Below are 24,462 nucleotides of genomic sequence, written 5' to 3'. Positions count from 1 at the left end.
CCGTCTACCAGGACCTCGCCACCGTCCCGCTGATGCCGGTCTGGCGCAACTTCTTCCTCGGCTCCGAAATGACCAAGGGCCCCTGGCCGGTGCGCCGCCTGGACATCGCGACGATGAAGCAGACCGCGGACACCGAACTGCGCGCCATGGGCATCGTGCTGGACGACCTCGACCAGCCCATCGGCACCCTCTCCGGCGGCCAGCGCCAGTCGGTGGCCATCGCCCGCGCCGTCTACTTCGGCGCCCGCGTCCTGATCCTGGACGAGCCCACCGCCGCGCTCGGCGTCAAACAGTCCGGCGTGGTCCTCAAATACATCGCCGCCGCCCGCGACCGCGGCCTGGGCGTCATCTTCATCACCCACAACCCGCACCACGCCTACATGGTCGGCGACCACTTCAGCGTCCTGCGCCTCGGGACGATGGAACTGTCCGCCGCCCGCAGCGAGGTCAGCCTGGAAGAACTCACCAACCACATGGCCGGCGGCGCCGAACTCGCCGCCCTCAAACACGAGCTGGCCCAGGTCCGCGGCGTCGACGTCGACAAACTCCCCGAAGAAGAAGACCTCACCGCACCCGTCGCCACCGCTTCCGAAGGGACCACCTGATGGCAGACGCGCTCGACCGTATCCGCGTCGGCTCGGCACCGGACTCCTGGGGAGTCTGGTTCCCCGACGACCCCCAGCAGGTTCCCTGGGAACGCTTCCTGGACGAGGTCACCGAGGCCGGTTACTCCTGGATCGAGCTCGGCCCGTACGGCTATCTGCCGACCGACCCGGCCAAGCTCACCGACGAGGTGAACAAGCGCGACCTCAAGGTGTCGGCCGGCACGGTCTTCACCGCGCTGCACCGCGGCCCCGACGTCTGGGACGCCACCTGGGAGCACGTCAGCCAGGTCGCCGAGCTGACGCAGGCCATGGGCGCGAAGCACCTGGTCGTCATCCCGTCCTTCTGGCGGGACGACAAGACCGCCGCGCTGATCGAGCCGCCCGAGCTGACGGTCCGTCAATGGGCCTATCTGACCAAGGGCATGGAACGTCTCGGCCACGAGGTGAAGGAGCGCTTCGGCCTCGACATCGTCGTGCACCCGCACGCCGACACGCACATCGACACCGAGGAGCACGTCGAGCGCTTCCTCAACTCGACCGACTCCGGCCTGGTCAGCCTGTGCCTGGACACCGGGCACTACGCCTACTGCGGCGGCGACAACGTCAAACTGATCGAGACGTACGGCGAGCGCATCGGCTATCTGCATCTCAAGCAGGTCGACCCGGAGATCCTCGCCGACGTCGTGAAGAACGAGATCCCGTTCGGCCCCGCCGTGCAGCGCGGCGTGATGTGCGAGCCCCCGGCCGGCATCCCAGCGCTCGAGCCGGTGCTGACCGCAGCGCAGGGCCTCGGCATCGACCTGTTCGCGATCGTCGAGCAGGACATGTACCCCTGCCCGCCGGACAAGCCCCTGCCCATCGCGGTGCGCACCCGCCAATTCCTGCGCTCCTGCGGCGCCTGAGAAGGGACCGACCGATCATGGCTCAGCACGGAACGCTCGGCGTGGCCGTCATCGGCACCGGGAAGATGGGTGCCGATCATGTACGTCGTCTCAACGAAGTGACCAGCGGGGCCCGTGTGGCGGCGGTCGTGGACGTCGACGCGGAACGGGTCAAACGGATCGCCGACGGCATCGAGGGCTGCTCCGCCCACACCGACCCGTCCGCCGCCATGGCCGCGGACGGTGTCGACGCCGTACTGATCGCCTCGCCAGGCCCTGCCCACGAGGCGGCGCTGCTCACCGCCTTCGAGTACGACCTGCCGGTGCTGTGCGAGAAGCCGCTCACCCCGGGTTCGGTGTCGGCGCTGCGGGTGCTGGAGGCGGAGCAGAAGCTCGGGCACCGCCGGGTGCAGGTGGGCTTCATGAGGCGGTACGACACCGAGTACGCGAAGCTCAAGTCGCTGCTGGCCACCGGGCAGTTGGGCCGGCCGCTGATGCTGCACAACCGGCACCGCAATGTCGCCACCCCGCCCGGCTTCACCAGCGCGATGCTCATCAACGACTCCGTCGTGCACGAGATGGACATCACGCGCTGGCTGCTCGAGCAGGAGATCACCGCGGTCACCGTGCTGAAGCCGACGCCGTCCGGCAACGCCCCGGAGGGGCTGCAGGACCCGCAGTTCGTCCTGTTCGAGACGGACGGCGGCGCGGTCGTGGACGTCGAGATCAACGTCAACTGCGGCTTCGGCTACCAGGTGCAGGCCGAGGTGGTCTGCGAGCGCGGCACGGCCCGTATCGGTGACGGGCACGCCCTCGTCACGAACATGGCCGGCCGCTGGGGCGGCACCATCGCCCAGGACTTCGTGGAGCGTTTCGAGGACGCCTACGACCGTCAGATGCAGGCCTGGGTGGACGCCACCCGGCGTGGCGAGGTCACAGGACCAAGCGCCTGGGACGGCTACGCCACGGCCGCGGTCTGCGAGGCGGGCGTCCGCGCCCAGACCGAGGGCGGCCGGGTCGAGGTCGAACTGATCGAGCGCCCGGCCTTCTACAGCTGAACGGAACGGACCGCAGCTGAACGGAACAGAGAAACCGCCCGGAGGGTGGACCCGCGTGGCGGGTCCACCCTCCGGGCGGTTACGAACGGGCGATGAGTGACGGGCAGTTACGGCCGAGGAAGCGCGGTGCGCGGCCGGGGCTGGAATCCGGCGTCGCGGTAGCAGTCGTCGATCAGCCTCATGGTCGTCACCGCGTCCTCCGCGTCGAGCGGGAGCGCCGCCCCGTCGCGTACGCGGGCGGCGAACGCCTCCAGTTGGTACGTGTACGAGGACCGCTTGCCGAGTTCCTCGGTCCGCTCCCCCGCAGCCGTGCGTACGACCACGCGGTCGTCCAGGTGCGGCAGGACGAAGTTCATCGCGGTCGCCTCGCCCCGGGAGCCGACGATCCGGCAGGTCATACGGAGCTCGCTGTAGTCCATGTGGCAGCGGGCGGAGCCGGTGGCGCCGCCCGGGAAGGCCAGGTCGGCGTCCAGCCACTCGTCGACCTCCGGGGCGCCCTCGCGTCCGCCTCCCGTGGCGCTGACCAGGGTGGGCGCACCGCCGGCCCAGGGGGCGAGCATCCGCAGGGCGTGCAGGCTGTAGCAGCCGAGGTCCATGAGCGCGCCGCCGGCGAGCGGCAGGGACCAGCGGGGGTCCTCGGCGGGCGGAGCGGGAACGGCGACGAGGGCCTCGACATGCCGCAGTTCCCCCAACTCCCCCGAGTCCAGCAGCTCGTGCAGACGCCGGGTGACCGGGTGGAAGAGGTAGTGGAAGGCCTCCATGAAGACGGTGCCCGCCTTGGCGACGGCGTCCCGGACTTCGACGGCCTCCTCCGTGTTGCTCGCGGAGGGCTTCTCCGTGAGCACGTGCTTGCCCGCGGCGAGCGCGGCGAGGTTCCACGGTCCGTGCAGGCCGTTCGCCAGGGGGTTGTAGACGACCTCGACCTCGGGGTCGGCGATCAGGTCGGCGTAGGAGTCCAGGACCCGTTCGACGCCGTGCTCGGCGGCGAAGGACTCGGCGCGGGAGCGGTCGCGGGCGGCCACCGCGACGAGGCGGTGGCCGGTGGCGCGAGCCGGGCCGACGAGGGACAGTTCGGCGATGCGGGCGGCGCCCAGCACTCCGATGCGCAGTGGCTCGACCGGGTTCGTCATGCGCCGCGTACCTCCTCGATCGTGACGGTGCGGTGCTCGCGCAGGGACAGCGTGCAGGCCTCGGCGATCCAGCCCGCCTCCAGCGCGTCGGCGACGGTACACGGCGAGGTCCGCCGGCCGGCGACGACATCGGTGAACGCGCTCAGTTCGGCACGGTACGCCTCGGTGAAGCGGTCCATGAAGAAGTCGTGCGGGGTGCCCGCCGGGAACGTGACGCCGGGCTCGACGGAGCGCAGCGGCAGCTTGTCCTCCAGGCCGACCGCGATGCTGTCCCGGAAGCCGTGCAGCTCCATGCGGACATCGTAGCCGCGGGCGTTGTGGCGGGAGTTGGAGACCACGGCGAGTGTCTGGTCGTCCAGGGTGAGGATCGCGGCGGTGGTGTCGGCGTCCCCGGCCTCGGCGATGTACGGCTCCCCGCGGTTGCTGCCGGTCGCGTACACCTCCGTGACCTCGCGCCCGGTGACCCAGCGGATGATGTCGAAGTCGTGCACGGAGCAGTCGCGGAAGATGCCTCCGGAGGCGGCGATGTACGCGGCCGGGGGCGGCGCCGGGTCCAGCGTGGTGGACCGTACGGTGTGCAGCGGGCCGAGTTCGCCGCTCCGGACGGCGGCGCGGGCGGCCACGAACCCGGCGTCGAAGCGCCGGTTGTAGCCGATCTGGATCTCGACGCCGCTGTCGCGCACGGCGTTCAGGACCTCGACGCCCTCCTTCATCGTGCGGGCGACCGGCTTCTCGCAGAAGACCGGCACACCCGCCTCGACGGCGGCGAGGATCAGACTGGGGTGGGCGTCGGTCGCGGCGGCGATCACCACGCCGTCCACGCCCGCGGCCAGCACCGCCTCGGGTGAGGCGGCGGCCTCCGCGCCGAAGCGCTCGACGGCCGCCGTGACCGCGTCCCGATACGGATCGGCGACGACGAGGGACTCGACCGCGTCGAGCCGGGAGAGGGTCTCGGCGTGGAAGACGCCGATCCGGCCGAGGCCGAGGATGCCGATACGCATGGTTCAGGGGCTCCTTGATTGCGTGCTTGCGTTCTTGAGTGCTTGCGTTCTTGAGTTCTTGAGTGCTGGGTCGAGTCGGCTTCGTAAGAGATCAACTTCGTAAGAGATCGACTTGGGAGAGATCAGTCGAGTCCGCCGAGGACGTTCTGGTCCCAGTCGATGACCGAGCCGGTGACGACGCCGCTGCGGTCGGAGAGGAGGAAGACGACGAAGTCGGCGATCTCGTCGGGCTGGCCGAGCCTGCCCATCGGCAGCCGCTCGGCGGCCTGTTCGCGCCAGTCGTCGCCCGCGTCGTGGAAGGTGCGCTGGGTGGCGTCCTCGCCCTCGGTCGCGGTCCAGCCGATGTTCAGGCCGTTGATCCGGATGCGGTCCCAGCGGTGGGCGTGCGCGGCGTTGCGCGTCAGCCCGGCGAGTCCGGCCTTGGCGGCGACGTACGGGGCGAGGAAGGGCTGTCCGCCGTGCTCGGAGGAGGTGATGATGTTGACGATGGTGCCGGGCGCCTTGCGCGCGACCATGTCCGCCACCGCGGCCTGCATCGCGAAGAACGGGCCCTTGAGGTTGATCGCGATGTGCGCGTCGAACAGCTCGGGCGTGGTGTCGAGCAGCGTCCCGCGCGAGGTGAGCCCGGCGGAGTTGACCAGGCAGTCGATCCGGCCGTGGACGGCGATCACCCCGGCCACACTCTTCCGGGCCTCTTCGGCGTCGGACAGGTCGATCCGTACGTACATGGCCCTGGCCCCTGCTTCGGCCAGTTCGGCGACCAGCGCCTCGCCGGGCTCGGGACGGCGCCCCGTGACGGCGACGGTCGCGCCCTCGCGGGCGGCGGCCCGGGCCACGGCCGCGCCGACGCCCTGGCTGCCGCCGTTGACGAGGACGACCTTGTCTTCGAGGAGTCTCATGTCCGGCTCTCTGTTCCCGAGAAGTCCCACGGTAGAAGTCCCACAGGTGTCGCGCCTCTCAGCTCTCGCGGCGCTCGGCACCCGCGCGCAGCGCCTCCCGCAGCCGCTCCGGCGTCCACTCCTCGCCGAGGGCGCGGCGGACGAGGTCCGCCTGGGACGGCGGGGCGAGGCCGTCGACGGGCGGGTCGGAGTCCAGGTTGGTAGGGAAGGAATAGCCCTCGGCGGAGGCAGCCACGACCGTGTCGAGCCACTCCTGGCTCACGCCCTCGGCCTTGCGCTTGAGCAGTACCGGGTAGACGGCGTTGGCCATCGCCTCGCGGTCGACGGTCTCCATCGCCCGGCCGAAGGCGGAGGAGACCTGGAGCAGGTTGGCCATGCGCCGGATGTCCGCGGACCGGTTGTGTCCGGCGGCGTGGAAGAGGGCCGGGTTGAAGAAGACCGCGTCTCCCTCGGCCAGCGGCAGCTGGACGTGGTGGGTCTCGAAGTAGTCGTGGAACTCCGGCAGCCGCCAGGCCAGGTAGCCGAGCTCGTACTTCTGCGAGTGCGGCAGGTACATCGTCGGGCCGGACTCGACGGGCATGTCGCAGTGCGCGACCGCGCCCTGGAGCGTCAGGACCGGGGAGAGCCGGTGGACGTGCGCGGGGTACGCGGCGGCGACGTCGTTGCTCAGGAAGCCCAGGTGGTAGTCCCGGTGCACGGTCTGCGCGGCGCCGCCCGGGTTCACGACGTTGACCTGTGACGTGACCTGGTAGCCGGGGCCGAGCCAGGCGTCGGAGACCAGGGCGATCATGTCGTTGGCGTAGTAGTCGGCGAACGCCTCCGGGTCGAGCAGGGCCGCCTTCTCCAGCGCGTTCCAGACCCGGTCGTTCGCGCCCGGCTTGGCGAAGTGGTCGCCCGCGGTCGCGCCCGACGCACGCTGCTCGGCGATCAGGGCGTCGAACGCCTCGGTGGTCCGGTCGATGACCCCGCGGTCGGGGAAGGCGCCCTGGAACACCACGATGCCGGGTCCGTCGGCGAGCGCGCGGACCAGCTCGGACTGCACGTCCCGGCGGCCCTCGGGCGTCCCGGCGGCGGCACGCAGGCGGTCGCTGTCGTACAGCGGGACGTTCCGCTCTACGGCGGCGGCGTAGGGGTAGTCGGCCGGGTCGGTGACCTGCTCGACCAGTTCACGGAAACGGCCGAGGTCGCAGTCGTCCACGGACAGCCACGTACGGGGTCCTGAAAGGGTGCGGGACATCGTCGTCCTTTCGGAGATCACGTCGGACATCGCGGCGACGCGGTGATGTCATTCTTATGACGTCACATCCCTCAAGCAATCGTCAGTGAGCCATCAAAAACCCCTCAAGGAGCCGGCGATGGGCCACCCGTACGCGATCAGGGAGATCGCCCGCCAGGCGGGGCTGAGCGAGGCCACCGTGGACCGGGTCCTGAACGGCCGGGGCGGGGTCCGGGAGAGCACGGCCCGGTCGGTGCGCCAGGCCATCACCGATCTGGACCGGCAGCGGACGCAGGTCCGGCTCACCGGCCGCACCTTCATGACCGACATCGTCATGCAGACACCGGAGCGGTTCTCCACGGCGGTGCGCACGGCGCTGGAGGCCGAGCTGCCGTCACTGCGTCCGGCCGTCATGCGCTGCCGGTTCCACTTCCGGGAGACCGGCACGCCGGACGATCTGATCGCGACGCTGGACCGGATCGCCAGGCGCGGTTCCCAGGGCGTGATCCTCAAGGCCCCGGACGTGCCGGAGGTCTCGGCGGCCGTGGGACGGCTGGTGGCCGCGGGCATCCCGGTGGTGACCCTGGTGACCGACCTGCCCGCCAGCGGCCGGCTCGCATACGTCGGCATCGACAACCGGGCAGCCGGCGCCACCGCCGCGTACCTCGTCGGCCAGTGGCTGGGGGACGGTCCGGGGCACGTCCTCACCACCATCAGCCGCGGCTTCTTCCGCGGCGAGGAGGAGCGCGAGATGGGCTTCCGGGCCACGATGCGTACGCTGCGTCCGGCGCGGCGCCTGGTGGAGGTCACCGACAGCGACGGCCTTGACGCCACCCAGTACGACCTCGTCCTGGCCGCGCTCCGCCAGGATCCCGAGATCAGGGCCGTCTACTCGATCGGCGGGGGCAACATCGCCACCCTCGACGCCTTCGACGCCGTGGGCCGACCGTGCGCCGTCTTCGTCGCCCACGACCTGGACCACGACAACGCCCGCCTGCTGCGCGCCGGGCGCCTGTCCGCCGTACTCCACCACGACCTGCGCCAGGACATGCGCACCGCCTGCCAGGCCATCATGCGGGCCCACGACGCCCTGCCCGCGGACCCGGCCCCGTCACTCCCGTCCGCGATCCAGGTCGTCACGCCGTACAACATGCCGCCGGAGACGCCTCTGTCGGACAGCCGCTCCAACGGCCAGGGCGGCTGATGGCTCGATCAGCCCCTCAACCGTTGGGCCGCAACGTCCAGATGACCTTCATCTCCCCGGTCACGGCCCCGTCCTCACGCTGAATGGCGACGGCCACGGGGAACTCCGGCCGCTCCCCCGCGTCGAGTTCGGCGACGACGTCGGCGATGGGACGCCCCAGCGTCGCGGTGGCCGTCACCGGCCCCCTGGCCAGCTTCTTGAACGCGATCTCGGCTGTCACGGGCAGCGGCACGGCCCGCGCGAGCTGATCCCCGAACGCGGCCAGCACCACCGCCCCGCTCGCCGACTCCCCCAACGTGAACATCGCCCCGGCATGCGGCCCGCCCACGTGATTGTGGTACTCGCTCTGATCAGGCAGCGCCAGCACGGCCTTCTCCGGAGTGGTCTCGAGATACTCCAGCTTCAGGGTCCGCACCATCGGCACCGTGGCGGCGAGCATCTCGCCGATCGACATCTGATCATCTGCGCTCATGCCGGCATGTTACCCACGAGTAGCCAGTCGTGACCAGAAGCGGAGCGTGATCGCCGTATCGTTGCGGCGCATGTGGCCAGGAGAACAGCCGCCAGGGGGCGCGCCGAATCCGCGGGACCAGAACCCGCAGCATGACAACCCTTACCAGCAGCCGGGATACCAGCAGCCGAACCCGTACCAGCGGCCGCCAGGGCAGTGGACCGCTCCGACGGTCCCGGCGGGTGCGCCGTCGCCACCGCCCGAGGACGGCGGCAATCACACGAAGATCGTCGCGATCGTCACCGCCGCGACCGTCGTGGTCGCCGCCGCAGTGACCGGATTCGTGCTGCTCGGCGGCGACAAGGACGACACGGCGGGTCCCGAGCCCACCGAATCGCCCTCCCGGCAGCCGAGTTCGGCCGAGCCGAGCGACCCGCGCGGCACCGACGGCGACAAGCCGACCATCGCGGGCTGGAAGGTTGTGGTGAACGCGCAGAAGGGCATCGCCTTCGACGTGCCGGCCGAGTGGGCCCTCACCTCGCCCAGCTGGGTCTCGTACGTCTCGGAGGACGACGATCCGGAGGAGACCCCTCTGGTCGCGATGATGGCTCCCGCGGCACTCAAGGAGAAGTGGTGCGGGGCCGACGAGGACAAGGACGGCAGCGTGGACCACACGCCGCTGGCGCAGGCGGGGAGCAAGGGCAACAAGAGCGCCAAGAGCACCGAGGAGATCGCCCGTTCGGACTCGGCGAACTGGGTCTACGGCGCCTTCACCCAGCCCGACAGGACAAACGTCACAACCGGACCGGTGCCGTCGTACACGACCGCGTCCGGCATCACCGGAAGCCTCGCCACCTCCGAGTCCTCCGGGGTCCAGAAGAAGGACAAGTGCGACTCGGACGGCAAGGCGACGACGTTCGCCTTCGAGAACTCCCAAGGAGACTTCGTCTCCTGGTCGTTCATGGGAGCCAAGGGCGTCGCCGAGGAGGTCCCGGACGCGACGGTCCGGAAGATCCTCAGCACGGTACGTCTCCATAAGGACCCATCTGACTCCTGATCCGGTACGCCCCTGACGAAGGGCAGTGACCCAACCGTGTCCCGGGCGGCACTAGGGTTACTGCCCATGTGGCCAGGAAACCAGCCGCCCGGGGGCGAGCAGAACCCGCAGGACCCGAACCAGAATCCGTACCAGCAGCCGGGGTACCAGCAGCCGAATCCGTATCAGCAGCCCGGATTCCAGCAGACCGGACCTCAGCAGCCGAACCCGTACACGCAGCCGGGGCAGCCCGGTTGGAGTGCGCCCGGTGTGCCGCAACCGCCGCAGCCGCCGCAGGGCGGGGGTGACGGGAACAGGACGAAGCTCATCGCGATCGTGGCGGCCACGGCCGTGGTCGTCGCGGCCGGTGTCACGGGCTTCCTGGTCCTGGGCGGCGACAAGGACGACGAGGCAGGCGGCGACAAGGACGGCAAGGTGAAGCAGTCGCCGTCGGCGAGCGCGGCCAAGGACCCGAGCGCGTCCGCGTCCACCGGCGAGGACAATCCGCGTGGCACCGACGGCGAGAAGCCGACCATCGCGGGCTGGAAGGTCGTCGTCAACCCGCGCTTCGGCACGATGTTCGACGTACCGGCCGACTGGGAGCTCGAGAGCGCCGACACGAGCGTCGGCTTCGAGTGGGAGGAGAAGGGCAAGACCGACCGCAGCACGGTCACCGCCCCCGCCAGCCTGAAGTCCAAGTGGTGCTCCACCGACAGCGACAAGGACGGCCGCGAGGAGGACACTGCGCTGGCCACCGCGGGAACGCGCGGCGAGAACGGCGCCAAGAACACGGCCGAGGCGGCCGAGACCCGCGTGCCGTGGTGGATCTTCGGCGGCTATACGCAGCCGGACAAGAAGAGCGTGAAGTTCGACAAGGCGAAGGACTACACCACGACGTCGGGCCTCAAGGGCAGCATCGCCACGGCGTACTCGAGCAACACGCCGCAGAAGGGGAAGTGCGACAGCGAGGGCAAGGCCATCGCCTTCGCGTTCAAGAACGGCGCGGGCGACTTCGTCACCTGGAACCTGTACGGGGCCAAGGGCGTCGACGACGAGATCCCCGAGGCGACCGTCCAGAAGATCTTGAGCACCGTGCGCCTCACCGAGAGCGCGCCGACGGATTCCTAGCTCCCGGGCGGAAACCGCGGACGGGCGGAGCGGAAAGGACGCGAGCCAGGCCGAATTGTCGAGCCAGGTCGAATAGTCGTTTGGCAAGTCGGTCCGCGGCGGAGATAGTCGCCGGGTGACCCCCGCCACCGACTCCCCCGCCCGCCGCCCGCGCCGCCCCACCTGGGCGGGCCGCAACTACACCCTGCTGACCGCCGCCGCGGTCGTGACGAACCTGGGCAGCCAAGGTGCGTTGATCGCGGCGGCGTTCGCCGTCCTGGACGAAGGCGGCGACGGCGGCGACGTGGGCCTGGTGGCGGCGGCCCGCACCCTCCCGCTGGTGCTCTTCCTGCTGATCGGCGGCGCGGTCGCGGACCGGCTGCCCCGGCACCGCGTGATGGTCGCGGCCAACACCCTCAACTGCCTTTCCCAGGCGGCCTTCGCGGCACTCGTCATCGCCGGCGAACCCCAGCTCTGGCAGATGATGCTCCTCACCGCGCTCGGCGGCACCGGCCAGGCGTTCTTCAACCCCGCAGCCGAGGGCATGCTGCTCTCCTCGGTCAGCGGCAAACAGGCCGGCCGTGCCTTCGCCATGTTCCGGCTCGCCATGCACGGCGCGGGCCTCGGCGGCGCCGCACTCGGCGGCGCCATGGTCGCCGTGGTCGGCCCCGGCTGGGTGCTCGCCGTGGACGCGGTGGCGTTCGCGGTCGCGGGCGCCCTGCGCGCCTTCCTCGACGTGAGCCACATACCGGCCCGCGAACCCGGCGGCGGGATGCTCACCGACCTCCGCGACGGCTGGCGAGAGGTCGTCGGCCGGCCCTGGCTCTGGTCGATCGTCGCGCAGTTCTCGGTCGTGGTGGCCGTGGTCGGCGCCGCCGAGGCGGTGTACGGGCCCCTGGTCGCCCGGGACAGTCTCGGCGGACCGGGCCCGTGGGGACTGGCCCTCGCCGCGTTCGGCGCGGGCACCGTCGGCGGCGCCCTGCTGATGATGCGCTGGAAGCCGCGCCGGCTGCTCCTCGCCGGCACCCTCTGCGTCTTCCCGCTCGCCCTCCCGTCGGCCGCGCTCGCCGTACCGGTCCCGGTCGGCCCCCTGTGCGCGGTGATGTTCGTGACCGGCGCCGCGATCGAGGTGTTCGGAGTCTCATGGATGACCGCGCTGCACCAGGAGATCCCGGAGGACAAGCTCTCCCGTGTCTCGGCGTACGACTGGTTCGGGTCGATCGCCATGGTGCCGCTCGCCACGGCGCTCGCGGGCCCGGCGGAGTCCGCGTTCGGGCGTGCGGCGTCCCTGTGGGGCTGCGCCGTCCTGGTCGTCGTGGTGACGGCGGCGGTGCTGTGCGTACCGGACGTGCGGAACCTGACGCGGCATACGAGGGAAGTGGCGCAGGGAGCGCCGGTGAAGAGCGAGCCGGCACACTCCGACAGCTGAGCCCACCGCACTCCGTACGGGCTCTGCCGTCAGCCGATGCTGAACGCGCCGTCCGGCGGCTCTGGCGACGGCACGGCGTCCTCGTCCCGTACGGGCTCGGCGCCTCCCATGAAGACCCGCAGCGTGTCCCCGTACTCGACGCGGGCCGGAAAGGCGTCGGAGGCCGTACGCCGGCTGAGGGTCGCCGTGTCGAGCGGGCGGTGGGAGGCGACGAGGACGGCGTTGCCGAAGCGGCGGCCGCGCAGCACGCCCGGCTCGGCGATCAGTGCCAGCTCCTCGAACACCGTGGAGAACGTGGCGAGTTGGGAGCGCAGGAAGGCGAAGGGCGTGGCGTCGGCGAGGTTGGCCAGGTACACGCCGTCGGCGCGCAGGACTCGCTCGGCCTCACCCGCGTACGCCACCGAGGTCAGGTGCGCGGGGACACGGGAGCCGCCGAACACGTCGGCGATCAGGACGTCGGCGGAGTCGGCAGGGGCGGATTCGAGCCACGTGCGGGCGTCCGCGCCGTGCAGCGTGATGCCCGCGTCCTCGGGCACGGGCAGCTGCTCGAGGACGAGGTCCAGCAGACCGCTGTCGGCCTCGACCACGTCCTGCCGGGAGCCGGGCCGGGTCGCGGCGAGATACCGGGGCAGGGTGAGCGCGCCGCCGCCGAGGTGCAGTACGTCCAGCGCGCGCCCCGGCTCCGCGACCGTGTCCAGCACATGCCCGAGCCGTCGCGCGTACTCGAACTCCAGGTGCGTCGGCGCGTCCAGATCGACGTACGACTGCGGTGCCCCGTCGACCGTCAGCAGCCAGGCCCGCTTCCGGTCGACGTCCGGCATCAGCTTGGCGGTCCCGTGATCCACGGCTCGCGTCACGGGTATCGGCTCGTCCACGGGTCCATTGTGCCCGTACGGGCGTGACCGGGCCCGGCGCTCGCCGGTCCCCGCCGGCCTCGCCTCACACGCCGATGGCTCCGTCGATGCGCTCGCGGAGCAGGTCGGCGTGGCCGTTGTGGCGGGCGTACTCCTCGATCATGTGGATGAGGACCCAGCGCAGCGACACCGGTCCGCGCCAGGAGTCCTCGCCCGTGACGTCGAGACCGGGCGCCTCCGCGACGAAGCCCTCGGAGAACGCCACCTCGCCGCGCCAGGCGTCCCAGGCCTCGGCGATGACGGCGGGGTCGGCGACCGCACCGTCGAAGTCGCCGTCGGGGTTCGCCTCGGAGGAGAAGAGCGCGGGCGCGTCCTGCCGGGCCAGCACCCGCCGGAACCAGCGGCGCTCCATGTCGGCGAGATGCCGCAGCAGCCCGAGCAGCGAGAGCGTGGAGGGCTCCACGGACCGTCGCGCCAACTCGGCGTCCAGTCCCGCGCACTTCATCTCCAGCGTCGCCCGCTGGGCGCCCAGGATGTCGACGAGCATGCTGCGCTCGTCGGCGGTGGCGGACGTAGTGAAGCGGCGGTCCTCCTCTGCGGCGGCCTCTTGGGCGACGAACAGCTCGGCTCTTCTGCGCGGGCGGGGGTCGGGGTGGGAATGCGGGTGCGGGCTCGTCATGGCCTCATCCTCAACCGCGGTCGTGCCCGAACGCACGCGCGTTTCGACGACACGCGGGTGCCCGCCTCCCGTACGAGACGAGAGGCGGGCACCCGCCCGGCTCGGCCAACTCCGGTCGGCCGCGGCCGAGTTCAGCCGACCCAGGTCACCGTTCCCGCGCCGACCGTGCGCCCGCCCTCGCGGATCGCGAAGCCGAGCCCGGCCTCCAGCGGCACCTCGCGGCCCAGCTCGACCGTCATGGTGACGGTGTCACCGGGCCGCGCGACCGCCCGCTCGCCGAGGTCGACGTCGCCGACGACGTCCGCGGTGCGGATGTAGAACTGCGGCCGGTAGCCGGTGGACACCGGTGTCGTACGCCCTCCCTCGCGCGTCGACAGGATGTACACCTGCGCGGAGAAGCGACGCTTGGGCACGACGCTGTCGGGCGCCGCGACGACGTACCCGCGGCGCACCCTGTCGCGCGGGACACCGCGCAGCAGCAACGCCACGTTGTCGCCCGCCTGCGCCTCCTCCATGGGCTTGCCGAACGTCTCCAGACCGGTGACCACCGTGTCGACGGCGGCGCCGATCACTTCGACACGGTCGCCCACGTGGATCCGGCCCCGCTCCACCGCGCCCGTCACGACCGTCCCGCGCCCGGTGATCGTGAGCGCGTTCTCGACGGGCATCAGGAACGGCGCGTCGAGATACCGCTCGGGGATCGGCACATACGTGTCCACGGCGTCCAGCAGCGCGTCGATCGCCGTCGTCCAACGCGGGTCGCCCTCAAGGGCCTTGAGCCCGGAGACCCGTACGACCGGTACGGAGTCGCCGCCGTAGCCGTGCGCGGAGAGCAGTTCGCGGACCTCCAGCTCGACGAGGTCGGTGAGTTCCTCGTCGCCCGCGTCGGCCTTGTTCAGGGCGACGACGATGTGGTCGACGCCCACCTGCCGGGCGAGCAGCACGTGTTCGGCGGTCTGCGGCATGATCCCGTCGAGCGCCGAGACGACGAGGATCGCCCCGTCGAGCTGGGCCGCGCCCGTGACCATGTTCTTGACGTAGTCGGCGTGGCCCGGCATGTCCACGTGCGCGTAGTGCCGGGTGTCGGTCTCGTACTCGACGTGCGCGATGTTGATGGTGATGCCGCGCGCGGCCTCCTCCGGGGCCCGGTCGATCCGGTCGAAGGGAACGAATGTGCCGGAGCCGCGCTCGGCGAGGACCTTGGTGATGGCGGCGGTCAGGGTGGTCTTGCCGTGGTCGACATGACCCATGGTGCCGATGTTCAGATGCGGTTTGGTGCGCACGTAAGCCGTCTTGGGCATGGCAATACCTCGAAGCCTCTTCGGTGTCAGCGGAGCTGAGTGCTGGCCCCGGCGTCAGAGCGGCCGGGACGGGGACCCCAAGGACTTGCCGACCCTCCCCCTGCGGGGTCCGCCGGACGATCCGGGAAGGGTCAGCTTCGGGCGCCTTCTGTGGCGGCCACGGTGATCAGGACGGCAGCCTTCGGGGCATCCGCGACTGCGGATGCTGCGAGAACGAAGGCGTACCGGAACATGGGGAGATCTTCGCTGACGTGTCTGGCCACGTCGAATGGTTTTTCGCTGCGGAGAGGCCCAGGCAGTGGGGTGTTTCGGATGGTGCGTCAGGGGCCGATGTTCTTGAGCGCCTCACGCACGGACAGCGGCGCGAGGTGGGCCCTCTCGCGGGCGACGAAGTCCCGCACCGCGTCCGGATCCGTCTTGGCGTACTCGCGCAGACACCAGCCGATCGCCTTGCGGATGAAGAAGTCGGGGTGCCCGGACTGGCGGACGCAGTACGCGAAGAGGCGTCCGGTGTCGGTGGCGTCCTTGTAGCGGAGCTGGTGGAGCAGGGCCGTACGGGCGACCCACAGGTCGTCGTCCTCGATCCACATGTCCATGTCGGCCCGCAGCTTCGGGTCGGCGGCCACCAGGCCTCCCACCACGTGGGCGGCGAGCAGGTCGACGGTGTCCCACCAGGGGACCGTGGAGACGAGATGACGTGCCACCGGCAGGAAGCCGGACGAGAGACGCGTCACATGGCGGCGCAGATAGTCGACTGCGAAGTAGTGGTACTCGCGTTCCGGCAACCGCCAGCAGCGCAGCGCCACCGCCGTGCAGTCCGCCTCGTCGGGGCGGGGCGTGCCTGCCAGGACGGTGCGGGAGAGTGCGCGGCGATCAGGCGTGGTCAGACCGAGGAAGGGCGCGATGTCCTTCATGTACGCGCGCAGCGACACCGCCCGTTCCGGATCGGCCGCCGCGGCGTACGTGGCGGTGAGCCGCTCCAGCACGGTGTCCGCGAGGACGCTGCGCGGCAGCTCCGAACAGCCATCTGACGTTCCGGTAGCTGTGACGCCCATGAGACGAACCATACGGCGATCACACACATAGGTCAGTTAGTGTCGCCGAATGCTCGATGCCACCACCCGCTCTGGGGGCACCGCCACGGCCGCTCCCCCGGTCCCCGCAACGGAACTCGTCCCCGCCGAGTTCATTCCCGCGCCGACAGGTCTGGCCGCCCGTTGCACGAGAGCACTGCTCTCCCCATGGTCCCGGCTCTCCCTGCTGGTGTCGTTGCTGGTGTCGGCCGCCGCGACGGTGCTGCTGTTCGAGCCGCAGAAACTGCTGGCCGACGGCTGGCCGCCGCAGCTGAACGGCACCGCGGCCGCCGTGGTCTTCGCGGTGGCGTACGGGCTGTGCACGGTCGCCTTCGTACCGCGGCCGCTCCTGAATCTCGCGGCGGGCGCCCTCTTCGGCTCGCAGCTCGGGCTCGGGGCCTCGCTCGCCGGTACGGTGCTCGGGGCCGGGATCGCCTTCGGCCTCGGCCGGATCCTCGGGCAGGACGCGCTGCGGCCCCTGCTGCGCGGCCGCTGGCTGAAGGCGGCGGACGGCCAGCTCAGCCGCCACGGCTTCCGCTCGATGATGGCCGCGCGGCTCTTCCCCGGGGTGCCCTTCTGGGCCGCGAACTACTGCGCCTCCGTCTCCCGCATGGGCGCGTTCCCCTTCCTCCTCGCCACGGCCCTCGGCTCGATCCCCAACACCGCCGCGTACGTCGTCGCCGGCGCCCGCGCCTCGGCCCCGACGTCCCCCGCCTTCCTGATCGCCATGGCCTTCATCGCCCTCCCCGCCCTGGCAGGAGCGATCATCGCCTGGCGCAAGCGCCACCACTTCCGGGCCCGCTGACGGGCCGCAGAGCAAGTGGCCCGCTGACGGGCGGCAGGGCAACTGGCCCGCTGACAAGCTGCGGGGTCAACCGGGGTGGCGCCCGCCGCCTCCCCCGGTCCACACCACATCCCAACCTCGGCCTACAGCCCTTCCAGCACCATCGCGTTGGCCAGGCCGCCCGCCTCGCACATCGTCTGCAGCGCGTACCGGGCCCCGCGCATCCGCATCGCGTGGACCAGCGTGGTCGTCAGCCGCGTGCCGCTCGCGCCGAGCGGGTGCCCGATGGCGATCGCACCGCCGTGGACGTTGACCTTGGAGAGGTCGGCGCCGGTCTCCTGCCGCCAGGCGAGGACGACGCTGGAGAAGGCCTCGTTGACCTCGAAGAGGTCGATGTCGTCGAGGTTCAGTGAGGCCTTGCGGAGCACCTTCTCGGTGGCGGGAATGACGCCGGTGAGCATGAGCAGCGGGTCGGATCCGGTGACGGCGAAGCTGTGCAGCCGGGCCAGCGGCCGCAGGCCGAGGCGGGCCGCGGTCTCGCTCGACGTGATGAGCACGGCGGACGCGCCGTCGTTGATGGGGCTGGCGTTGCCCGCGGTCACGTTCCAGTCGATCTGCGGGAAGCGCTCGGCGAAGTCCGGGTCGTAGTAGGAGGGCTTGAGCCCGGCGAGGACCTCCGTGCTGCTGCCGGGCCGGACGCACTCGTCGCGCGTCACGCCGTCCAGCGGCGCCACCTCGTCGGCGAACAGCCCGTTCTCCCATGCCGCGGCGGCCTTCCGGTGCGACTCCACCGCGAAGGCGTCCATCTCCTCGCGCGAGATCGACCACTTGGCCGCGATGAGCTCGGCGCTGATGCCCTGCGGAATCAGCCCCTCGGGATACCGCTCGGCGACTCCCGGCCCGAAGGGGTCCTTGCCCGCCGGCACGTTCGACCACATCGGTACGCGGCTCATGGACTCCACCCCACAGGCCACGACCAGGTCGTACGCCCCCGAGATGACGCCCTGCGCCGCGAAGTGCACGGCCTGCTGGGAGGAGCCGCACTGGCGGTCCACCGTCGTCGCGGGCACCGACTCGGGGAAGCCCGCCGAGAGGACGGCGTAGCGGGTGGTGTTCATGGCCTGCTCGCCGACCTGGTCGACGGTGCCGCCGATCACGTCGTCGATCAGCGCGGGATCGACGCCGGAGCGCTCGACGAGGGTACGGAGCGTGTGGGCGAGGAGTTCCACGGGATGGACGTGGGCGAGCGCACCGTTCGGCTTGCCCTTGCCAATCGGGGTGCGTACGGCTTCGACGATGACTGCGTCACGCATGGTCTGGCCCCTCGGAGTCATGGGTTTGTTTTCCAAACTCGCTAAGTGACTCCACAGTAGCCCAGTGGGTTGGAAGAACCAACCCACCCCCTAGACTGGGTCGCATGAAGGACGCCCGCCCCTGCTCGATCGCCGACACGCTCGCTCTCGTCGGCGAGAAGTACTCCCTGCTGGTCCTGCGCGAGGTAACTATGGGCGCCACGCGCTTCGACCAGCTGGTCCGCAACATCGGCGCCCCGCGCGACGTGCTCACGACCCGCCTGAAGCGGCTGGTCGACGCGGGCGTACTGGAGAAGGTCGCCTACAGCGAGAAGCCGCGGCGCTTCGAGTACCGGCCCAGCCGGGCCGGTCTGGAGCTGGAGCCGGTGCTCCTCACGCTCATGGCGTGGGGCGACCGCCATCTCAACGACGGCGATCGCCCCATGGTGCTCGAACACGTCGGCGGCCCCGGACACACGGGCGGCCACGAACTGGTCCCCGTCGTCACCTGCGCGGAGTGCGGCGAGAAGGTCCGGCACGACGACCTGACGGCCCACCCGCAGGTCCCGGGGTGGACGGTGACGGGACCCGCGGTGGCATGAGCCAGAAGCGGCTTACGTCCCCCGGTACACGTCGAGCCGCCCGCACATCCCGAACTTCCCGTACGCCGACGGCTGTTCGGCCCGCACGGCGGCGTCGGCCAGGTGGGACACGTCACCCCGCTCCAGCCGGTCGAGCTGCTCCCCGGTCGCCGCGGCCGCCGCCTCGGCACCCCGCCGCCACCGCTCACGCCACTCGGCGAGCCGGGGGCGTACGAGCTCGGCGGCGGCCCGGTGGAACGCGGCGAGCGGCTCGGGCCCGTCCGCCTCGCGCAGCGCCTGGTAGCCCTCCAGCGCGAGGTCACGCCGGACGCGGGCGATCCGTTCCTTCTCCTCCTCGGGCGCGTCCGCCGGAATGACGGTCGCGGCGGCGTACGTCTCCGGATCGGTCAGGTACTTCGGCGGCAGCGTGAGCACCGCGTCCCCCGCCTCCGGAAGCCCGCTGTTCTGCATGAGCACGGTGATGCGCAGATCGTCCTCGTTGACGAGCCGGTGGATCGTGCCGGGCGTGAACCAGGCCACCGTGCCGGGCGCGAGCGGCGTGACCTCGTACCCGGAGGTCGTCAGGGTCTGCACCGCGCCCCGGCCGTCGGTGACGACGTACGCCTCCGAACAGGTCAGGTGCAGATGGGGAGTTCCGCCGCACGCCCCGTCCGCGGCGGGCCAGTCGTAGACCGAGAGATGCGAGACGGCGACGCCTCCGGGGAGTCCGGCGAAGCCCTCGGCCGCGCTCACCACGGGTGCTCCGCCAGGTACTTGGCGATCTCCTCGCGCTCCCAGGCACCGTCTGCGACGACGACGCGGTAGCGCCGGGTGAGGGTCTCGCCGGGCGCGAGCTCCAGCTCGTCGAAGAAGGCGAAGGAGGGGGCGACGGCCGCGAAGGGCTCGTTGCGGACGAACCAGTGGGCCGGGTGCGCGCCGCTCTCGCCCGTGTGGTCGTTCTCCGGGGCGTGCGCGAAGACGAGCGTCGCGAACCCGTCGGTGACGTCGTGCTCCCCGGAGTACGCGAGCCAGGGCGCCTGCTGCCCCATCACGTCCGGCCCTTCGCCATCGGGGCCGATGATGCGCCCGTCCCGGAAGGCGCGCGGGCCGCGCCAGAACAGGCCCGTGTACCCCGCCATCTCCCGCCCGGCCGTCGTGGGACTGCCGAAGCGCAGGGGTTCGTCGCGGCGGTTCGTGACGGCGGTCGTCCAGGTCAGCGCCCAGGATCCGGACGCCGCGTCCACGTCGTGCACCTCGACGCGGCGCTCCTCCTCGGCCCACAGCGAGCCGTCGTACGGATGCCAGGTGAGCCGCTCGGCGATGACCGCGCCGTCACCGCCGACGGTGTCGACCTGGTCGAAGGTGACGTGCGCCATCGACCCGACGCGCTCTGGGAGTTCGAGATATCCCTTTCCGTGAACGTATGTGTTGCCGCCCCACAGGTTCGACCCCGACAGATGCGAGGCGGTCATCTGCAGGCCCTTGTGCCAGCGGTGGTCGTTGGGCCGGTAGTCCGTGACAACGTTGCCCGCCAGCGTCCTGAGCGGATGCAGATACGGCTTCGGGGCCTCCCAGGCGGCCTCGGGACCGTAGACGTAGCTCAACAGGTCGACGCCCGTGGTCGGTTCGGTGATCGTGATGCGGTCGCCGTGGGCGTGGACGATGCGCAGGCCGTCCGGTGCGGTCATGCCGATGCCTCCTCGTACGTCGCGGGTGCCCAGCCGGGCGCGCCACCATGCAGGGCGATGTAGTAGGGGTCTCCGGGGCCGATCTCGCCGGCGCGGACGGTCGTGTCCGTGAACGCCGACTTGTAGAGCGCGGTGATCAGCTCCAGACTCGTGCGCCCGTCGGCGCCGCTGCTGCGCGGCCGCTCGCCCGCGCGCATGCTGGCGACCAGGTCACGCAGCTGGGCCAGGTGCGAACTCGGCACGTCCACGCCGAAGGCCTGCCAGGCCGCCACGTCCTCGGCCGCCGCGTCCGGCACGGGGGTGATACGCCAGTTGTCGTTGCTGTGCCCGTAGAGATGGGTGAGCTCGACCGTCGCACGCTCGCAGTCGATGCGGATCCGGCTGACCTCGTCCGGGCTGAGCACGCTGTTGACGATGGTCGCGAGCGCTCCGCTCTCGAAGCGTACGAGGGCCGTCGAGACGTCCTCCGTCTGCACTTCGTGCACCAGCCGTCCGGCCATGGCCCGCACCTCGCTCCACGGTCCGAGCAGGTCGAGCAGAAGGTCCATCTGGTGGATGCCGTGTCCCATGGCGGGCCCGCCGCCCTCGGTCTCCCACTTACCGCGCCAGGGCACGGCGTAGTAGGCGGCGTTGCGGTACCAGGTGGTCTGGCAGTGCGCCACGAGAGGCCGGCCCATGGCCCCGTCGGCGATCAGGCGCCGTACGTGCCGGGCGCCCGAGCCGAAGCGGTGCTGGAAGACGATGGAGGCATACGGACCGCCGTCGGTGCCCTCCTCCGCCTCGACCGCGTCGAAGTCGGCGAGCGTCGGCACCGGCGGCTTCTCGCACCACACCCAGGCGCCGGCGCGCAGCGCGGCGACCGTCTGCTCGCGGTGCAGGGTCGGGGGGGTGCAGATGGAGACGAGGTCCGGGCGCTGTTCGGCCAGCATCCGGTCGAGATCGGTGTATCCGTGCGGGACACCGCCGTCCGCGCAGAAGCGCTTCACCGCGTCGGCGTCGATGTCGACCGCGGCGACGATCTCCACCTCGCCCTCCGCGGCGAGTGCGGCGAGCGCGGGCAGATGGCTGCCGGAGGCGATGGCTCCGGTACCGATGACGGCGGCCTTGATGCGGCGGCCGGCGAGCGGTGCCGCGAGCCGCCTCTCATGTTCGGTGCTCTCGTGCTGCCGGCTCTCGTGCTCGATGTTCTCGTGCTCGGTCGTCTTACTGGTGGTGGCGTCGCGGGGGGTACGCATGGACGTGATCAGCACTCCATCGGACGTGACAGCGGATCTGGCAGACGCCTGCCCATCGCGGTGACCACAAGTGGCCTTCCCGACAGCAAGCGCTTTCACTCCTCGCGGAAACGTAAGCGGCGGCATCGCGGCGGGTCAACACCCTGGTCACCGTCGCGGGGTCTCCGCTGTGGAGGCCCAGGCGTCGCACGCTTCCCACGGGGCGCTACGCTGCCCCGGGCGCGCCTGATCACCGCAAACGACAACACGGCACGTCCGTCCGGCCATTCGCTCCCCTCCCGCCATCAGCACTTGGATCACGTAACTTCATGTCTTGGTTTGAATCCCTCATCCTCGGACTCGTCCAGGGGCTGACCGAGTTCCTGCCCATCTCCTCCAGCGCGCACCTGCGGTTGACCGCGGCGTTCGCGGGCTGGGAGGACCCGGGAGCCGCCTTCACGGCGATCACCCAGATCGGCACGGAGACGGCGGTGCTGATCTACTTCCGCAAGGACATCGTGCGGATCATCTCGGCGTGGTTCCGCTCGCTCACGAACAAGGCGATGCGGAGCGACCACGACGCGCAGATGGGCTGGCTCGTGATCATCGGCTCGATTCCGATCGGTGTGCTGGGAGTCACGCTCAAGGACCAGATCGAGGGCCCGTTCCGCGATCTGCGCATCACCGCGACCACGCTGATCGTGATGGGCATCATCCTGGGTGTCGCGGACCGGCTCGCGGCGCGCGACGAGACGGGCGGGAAGCACCGGGCGATCAAGGAGCGCAAGACGCTCCAGGAGCTGAGCGTCAGGGACGGTCTGATCTACGGCGTCTGCCAGGCGATGGCACTCATCCCGGGCGTCTCCCGCTCCGGCGCCACCATCAGCGGCGGCCTCCTCATGGGCTACACCCGCGAGGCCGCGGCCCGCTACTCGTTCCTGCTCGCCATCCCGGCGGTGCTCGCCTCGGGGCTCTTCGAGCTGAAGGACGCGAGCGAGGGCGGTCACGTCACGTGGGGCCCCACGATCTTCGCGACCATCATCGCCTTTGTGGTGGGTTACGTAGTAATCGCATGGTTCATGAAGTTCATTACGACCAAGAGCTTCATGCCCTTCGTCTACTACCGCATCCTGCTCGGCATCCTCATCATCGTCCTGGTCAGCATGGGCGCGCTGAGCCCGCACGCGGCGGAGTCGGCGGGCTGACGGTAGCCCGCCTCCCCAGTTGAAAAGCCCTGTACATGACGAAGCCGCCCGCCTGATTCCCCCGTGGCGGGCGGCCCGTGCTCGGTGTCCAGAGTTCGGACTCGGCGGCGGCGACGTAAGTGTCCTGGGCCGCTGGACGACACCGGCCTGAGCCGGCGACGGGATTCGAACCCGCGTCTCTCTCTTGAGAGGAGAAGTAGCCGCTGCCTTCGCACCTGGACGTGAACCACCGTAGCGGGGCGGGGTCTTGGGGGCACCTGAATAAAACGCAGCGGTCCTACGACGGCTCGCCGGCGGACGATCTGCCGGCCCGCCGGGTCACCCCTCCGGGAACGCCTTCGCCCACGGCTCCCGCTCGATCCGCAGCCCGTTGGCCACGTACGCGATGGTGCGATACCAGCCCGCCAGGACCAGGAACTCCAGCGCCTCGGGTTCGTCGAGGTGGGCGCGGAGGGCGGCCCAGGCCTCGTCGGTCAGCCGGGCCCTGTCGTGGAGTTCGTCGACGGCCCGGAGGAGGGCCGTCTGGCGCGGACTCCAGGCCGGATCGGCCGGGGCACCGGTCGCGGTCAGGGGGATCTGCTCGGCGCTCAGGCCGGCGGCCTCGGCGTACGTGGCCATGTGGACGCCCCATTCGTACGCGCAGCCGCAGCGGGCCGCGACCCGGGCGATGACCAACTCGCGATCGGCGTCGGAGAGCAGGCCGTGGACGAGCAGGCCCGCGCCGAGGGCTCGCATGCGGGAGGCGAGGTCGGGGTGGCGTTGCAGGACCTTGAAGAGCATCAGGGGTTCGCGGGTGACGCCGGGCGGCATCCAGCGGCGTAACGCGCGGTCGGTTTCGGGATCGTAGGGCGGCGTGACGCCGTCGATGCGCTGCTTCATGCCTCCCCACCCTTGCGCTTCTAAAATCGAAGCGCAAGGGTGGGAACGCAAAGGAACGGACGGAAAGTTGTCGGTTAAGTGAGGCAAGGCGCGGCAACCGGCGCGGAGGGGAGGCACCTTGGGCACGGCACCCCGTCCCGGCCGCCCCGTGCGCGGTTCGGCCACCGGCCGTCCCGTGATGGCCGCGCTCGACCTCCTTGGCCGCCGCTGGACGCTCCGCGTGATCTGGGAACTGCATTGGAGTGGCACGCCGATCGGTTTCCGCGATCTCCAGCGCCGCTGCGACGCCATGTCCTCCAGCGTCCTGTCCGCCCGCCTCAGCGAACTCCGCGAGGCAGGCATCGCGACCCCGACGGACGACACGACCTGGCGCCTCACTCCCCTCGGCGAGGACCTCGTGACAGCCATGGGCCCGCTGCTGGACTGGTCGCGCACCTGGGCCGAACAGCGCTGAGGCGCGCAGCCGACCACGCCGTTATCCAACTCAACAGGCCCTAAACGTTTATGGCGTGACCAACCACATACGGCATGGGTAGTCATCCGGTAGCGGACCGTCAGTCCTTGGCCCTACCCTGGTGCGCATGTCCCCCAATTCCGTGACCCCTGGTTCCGCGCGGTCTGCTGCCGTGCTGAATGAGCAGATCCGCGCGTTATGGATACGCGCGGGCGGCTCCTTGTCGGCCCAGGAGAGGGCCGAGTACGAGCTGCTGGTCGTGGAGTGGGCCGCGGCGGTACGCGACGAGGTCATCGAGGCGGCGTGAACCCTGGGGCACTGTGCGCTCCGGTACGGGGCCTTGCCTCGGCCCCTGCGCCCGGTGGCGCGGGGCGGCGATGGGCGCCCCGCGGCGGCCGGTTGGAGAGCCTCGGCGCCCTGTCCGGCCCCGAACGCTCGGCC

26 protein-coding genes and 1 tRNA gene are annotated in these 24,462 nt (G+C 70.9%); 12 read left to right on the top strand and 15 right to left on the bottom strand.

Going from position 1 to position 24,462, the window contains the following annotated elements:
• The 3 genes from GAS53_RS41175 to GAS53_RS41165 all read left to right on the top strand — a co-directional run.
• Positions 1-605, top strand: a 605-nt coding sequence (locus tag GAS53_RS41175; protein ID WP_151482880.1) for an ATP-binding cassette domain-containing protein, incomplete at its 5' end; no start/stop codon positions are given.
• A complete protein-coding gene (locus GAS53_RS41170; RefSeq protein WP_151482879.1) occupies positions 605-1,507 on the top strand; it encodes a sugar phosphate isomerase/epimerase family protein in 903 nt (300 codons plus the stop codon). The genes GAS53_RS41175 and GAS53_RS41170, both read left to right, overlap by 1 nt.
• Positions 1,508-1,524: 17 nt before the next feature.
• Entirely contained in the window at positions 1,525-2,544 is a 1,020-nt protein-coding gene (locus GAS53_RS41165) for a Gfo/Idh/MocA family protein (RefSeq protein WP_151482878.1), read from the top strand.
• 107 nt (positions 2,545-2,651) lie between these two features.
• On the opposite strand, the gene GAS53_RS41160 is transcribed toward GAS53_RS41165, so the two are convergent.
• From GAS53_RS41160 to GAS53_RS41145, 4 genes are all read right to left on the bottom strand, one after another.
• Entirely contained in the window at positions 2,652-3,674 is a 1,023-nt protein-coding gene (locus GAS53_RS41160) for a Gfo/Idh/MocA family protein (protein ID WP_151482877.1), read from the bottom strand.
• The gene (locus tag GAS53_RS41155) at positions 3,671-4,675 is read right to left on the bottom strand and encodes a Gfo/Idh/MocA family protein (RefSeq protein WP_151482876.1); all 1,005 of its coding nucleotides are present in this window, start codon (positions 4,673-4,675) and stop codon (positions 3,671-3,673) included. The genes GAS53_RS41160 and GAS53_RS41155 overlap by 4 nt, the downstream gene beginning before the upstream one ends.
• 122 nt (positions 4,676-4,797) lie before the next feature.
• Complete coding sequence (locus tag GAS53_RS41150) at positions 4,798-5,574, bottom strand: SDR family oxidoreductase (RefSeq protein WP_151482875.1); 777 nt, start codon at positions 5,572-5,574, stop codon at positions 4,798-4,800.
• 58 nt (positions 5,575-5,632) lie between these two features.
• Positions 5,633-6,811, bottom strand: a complete 1,179-nt coding sequence (locus GAS53_RS41145; RefSeq protein ID WP_151482874.1) for a phytanoyl-CoA dioxygenase family protein — start codon at positions 6,809-6,811, stop codon at positions 5,633-5,635.
• Positions 6,812-6,929: 118 nt separating this feature from the next.
• Here GAS53_RS41145 and GAS53_RS41140 point away from each other — a divergent pair, with 118 nt between their 5' ends.
• On the top strand, positions 6,930-7,994 hold the full coding sequence (locus tag GAS53_RS41140) for a LacI family DNA-binding transcriptional regulator (RefSeq protein WP_151482873.1): 1,065 nt from the start codon (positions 6,930-6,932) through the stop codon (positions 7,992-7,994).
• A 16-nt stretch (positions 7,995-8,010) separates the two neighbouring features.
• Here GAS53_RS41140 and GAS53_RS41135 read toward each other — a convergent pair whose 3' ends face one another.
• The gene (locus GAS53_RS41135; RefSeq protein ID WP_151482887.1) at positions 8,011-8,448 is read right to left on the bottom strand and encodes a DUF4442 domain-containing protein; all 438 of its coding nucleotides are present in this window, start codon (positions 8,446-8,448) and stop codon (positions 8,011-8,013) included.
• Positions 8,449-8,536: 88 nt separating this feature from the next.
• Between GAS53_RS41135 and GAS53_RS41130 the strand changes: the two genes are divergently transcribed.
• The 3 genes from GAS53_RS41130 to GAS53_RS41120 all read left to right on the top strand — a co-directional run bounded on the left by GAS53_RS41130 (position 8,537) and on the right by GAS53_RS41120 (position 12,017).
• Positions 8,537-9,502: a hypothetical protein gene (locus tag GAS53_RS41130; RefSeq protein WP_151482886.1), complete on the top strand. Its 966-nt coding sequence runs from the start codon at positions 8,537-8,539 to the stop codon at positions 9,500-9,502.
• A 66-nt stretch (positions 9,503-9,568) separates the two neighbouring features.
• On the top strand, positions 9,569-10,609 hold the full coding sequence (locus GAS53_RS41125; RefSeq protein ID WP_151482872.1) for a hypothetical protein: 1,041 nt from the start codon (positions 9,569-9,571) through the stop codon (positions 10,607-10,609).
• 115 nt (positions 10,610-10,724) lie between these two features.
• Positions 10,725-12,017, top strand: a complete 1,293-nt coding sequence (locus tag GAS53_RS41120; RefSeq protein WP_151482871.1) for an MFS transporter — start codon at positions 10,725-10,727, stop codon at positions 12,015-12,017.
• 29 nt (positions 12,018-12,046) lie between these two features.
• Here the strand turns inward: GAS53_RS41120 and GAS53_RS41115 are convergent, their stop codons facing one another.
• From GAS53_RS41115 to GAS53_RS41100, 4 genes are all read right to left on the bottom strand, one after another.
• Positions 12,047-12,892, bottom strand: a complete 846-nt coding sequence (locus GAS53_RS41115; protein WP_151482870.1) for a spermidine synthase — start codon at positions 12,890-12,892, stop codon at positions 12,047-12,049.
• 64 nt (positions 12,893-12,956) lie between these two features.
• Positions 12,957-13,550, bottom strand: coding sequence for a DinB family protein (locus GAS53_RS41110; protein ID WP_151482869.1), 594 nt, complete (start codon positions 13,548-13,550; stop codon positions 12,957-12,959).
• Positions 13,551-13,681: 131 nt separating this feature from the next.
• Complete coding sequence (gene tuf / locus GAS53_RS41105; protein WP_151482868.1) at positions 13,682-14,851, bottom strand: elongation factor Tu; 1,170 nt, start codon at positions 14,849-14,851, stop codon at positions 13,682-13,684.
• Positions 14,852-15,171: 320 nt separating this feature from the next.
• Positions 15,172-15,906 carry a DNA alkylation repair protein gene (locus GAS53_RS41100; RefSeq protein WP_151482867.1) on the bottom strand — a complete coding sequence of 245 codons (735 nt, stop codon included), beginning with the start codon at positions 15,904-15,906 and terminating at the stop codon, positions 15,172-15,174.
• A gap of 49 nt (positions 15,907-15,955) precedes the next feature.
• Here GAS53_RS41100 and GAS53_RS41095 point away from each other — a divergent pair, with 49 nt between their 5' ends.
• Complete coding sequence (locus tag GAS53_RS41095; RefSeq protein ID WP_151482866.1) at positions 15,956-16,729, top strand: TVP38/TMEM64 family protein; 774 nt, start codon at positions 15,956-15,958, stop codon at positions 16,727-16,729.
• Between the two features lie 122 nt (positions 16,730-16,851).
• Here the strand turns inward: GAS53_RS41095 and GAS53_RS41090 are convergent, their stop codons facing one another.
• Complete coding sequence (locus tag GAS53_RS41090) at positions 16,852-18,021, bottom strand: thiolase family protein (RefSeq protein ID WP_151482865.1); 1,170 nt, start codon at positions 18,019-18,021, stop codon at positions 16,852-16,854.
• Positions 18,022-18,125: 104 nt separating this feature from the next.
• On the opposite strand from GAS53_RS41090, the gene GAS53_RS41085 reads away from it, so the two are divergent.
• Entirely contained in the window at positions 18,126-18,602 is a 477-nt protein-coding gene (locus tag GAS53_RS41085; protein WP_151482864.1) for a winged helix-turn-helix transcriptional regulator, read from the top strand.
• 12 nt (positions 18,603-18,614) lie between these two features.
• Here the strand turns inward: GAS53_RS41085 and GAS53_RS41080 are convergent, their stop codons facing one another.
• Genes GAS53_RS41080 through GAS53_RS41070 form a run of 3 tightly spaced genes read right to left on the bottom strand, consistent with a single transcriptional unit; the run spans position 18,615 to position 21,504 of the window.
• Positions 18,615-19,334: a cupin domain-containing protein gene (locus GAS53_RS41080; protein WP_151482863.1), complete on the bottom strand. Its 720-nt coding sequence runs from the start codon at positions 19,332-19,334 to the stop codon at positions 18,615-18,617.
• Complete coding sequence (locus GAS53_RS41075; RefSeq protein ID WP_151482862.1) at positions 19,331-20,269, bottom strand: DUF6807 domain-containing protein; 939 nt, start codon at positions 20,267-20,269, stop codon at positions 19,331-19,333. Before GAS53_RS41075 ends, GAS53_RS41080 begins: the two co-directional genes overlap by 4 nt.
• Complete coding sequence (locus GAS53_RS41070) at positions 20,266-21,504, bottom strand: Gfo/Idh/MocA family protein (RefSeq protein WP_151482861.1); 1,239 nt, start codon at positions 21,502-21,504, stop codon at positions 20,266-20,268. The genes GAS53_RS41075 and GAS53_RS41070 overlap by 4 nt, the downstream gene beginning before the upstream one ends.
• A gap of 308 nt (positions 21,505-21,812) precedes the next feature.
• Between GAS53_RS41070 and GAS53_RS41065 the strand changes: the two genes are divergently transcribed.
• Positions 21,813-22,688 carry an undecaprenyl-diphosphate phosphatase gene (locus GAS53_RS41065; RefSeq protein WP_151482860.1) on the top strand — a complete coding sequence of 292 codons (876 nt, stop codon included), beginning with the start codon at positions 21,813-21,815 and terminating at the stop codon, positions 22,686-22,688.
• A gap of 153 nt (positions 22,689-22,841) precedes the next feature.
• Here GAS53_RS41065 and GAS53_RS41060 read toward each other — a convergent pair.
• Together GAS53_RS41060 and GAS53_RS41055 are read right to left on the bottom strand one after the other, a co-directional pair.
• A tRNA-OTHER gene (locus GAS53_RS41060) sits at positions 22,842-22,901 on the bottom strand.
• 105 nt (positions 22,902-23,006) lie between these two features.
• Complete coding sequence (locus GAS53_RS41055; RefSeq protein WP_151482859.1) at positions 23,007-23,567, bottom strand: carboxymuconolactone decarboxylase family protein; 561 nt, start codon at positions 23,565-23,567, stop codon at positions 23,007-23,009.
• 178 nt (positions 23,568-23,745) lie between these two features.
• Between GAS53_RS41055 and GAS53_RS41050 the strand changes: the two genes are divergently transcribed.
• A complete protein-coding gene (locus tag GAS53_RS41050; protein WP_151482885.1) occupies positions 23,746-24,021 on the top strand; it encodes a winged helix-turn-helix transcriptional regulator in 276 nt (91 codons plus the stop codon).
• Positions 24,022-24,148: 127 nt separating this feature from the next.
• Positions 24,149-24,328, top strand: a complete 180-nt coding sequence (locus GAS53_RS41045; RefSeq protein WP_151482858.1) for a hypothetical protein — start codon at positions 24,149-24,151, stop codon at positions 24,326-24,328.
• Positions 24,329-24,462: the final 134 nt, after the last annotated feature.

Source organism: Streptomyces albicerus, assembly GCF_008905045.1.
Classification (GTDB): domain Bacteria; phylum Actinomycetota; class Actinomycetes; order Streptomycetales; family Streptomycetaceae; genus Streptomyces; species Streptomyces albicerus.
Note: the sequence above shows the minus strand (reverse complement) of the source record. Positions and strands in the feature narration are given on the sequence as shown.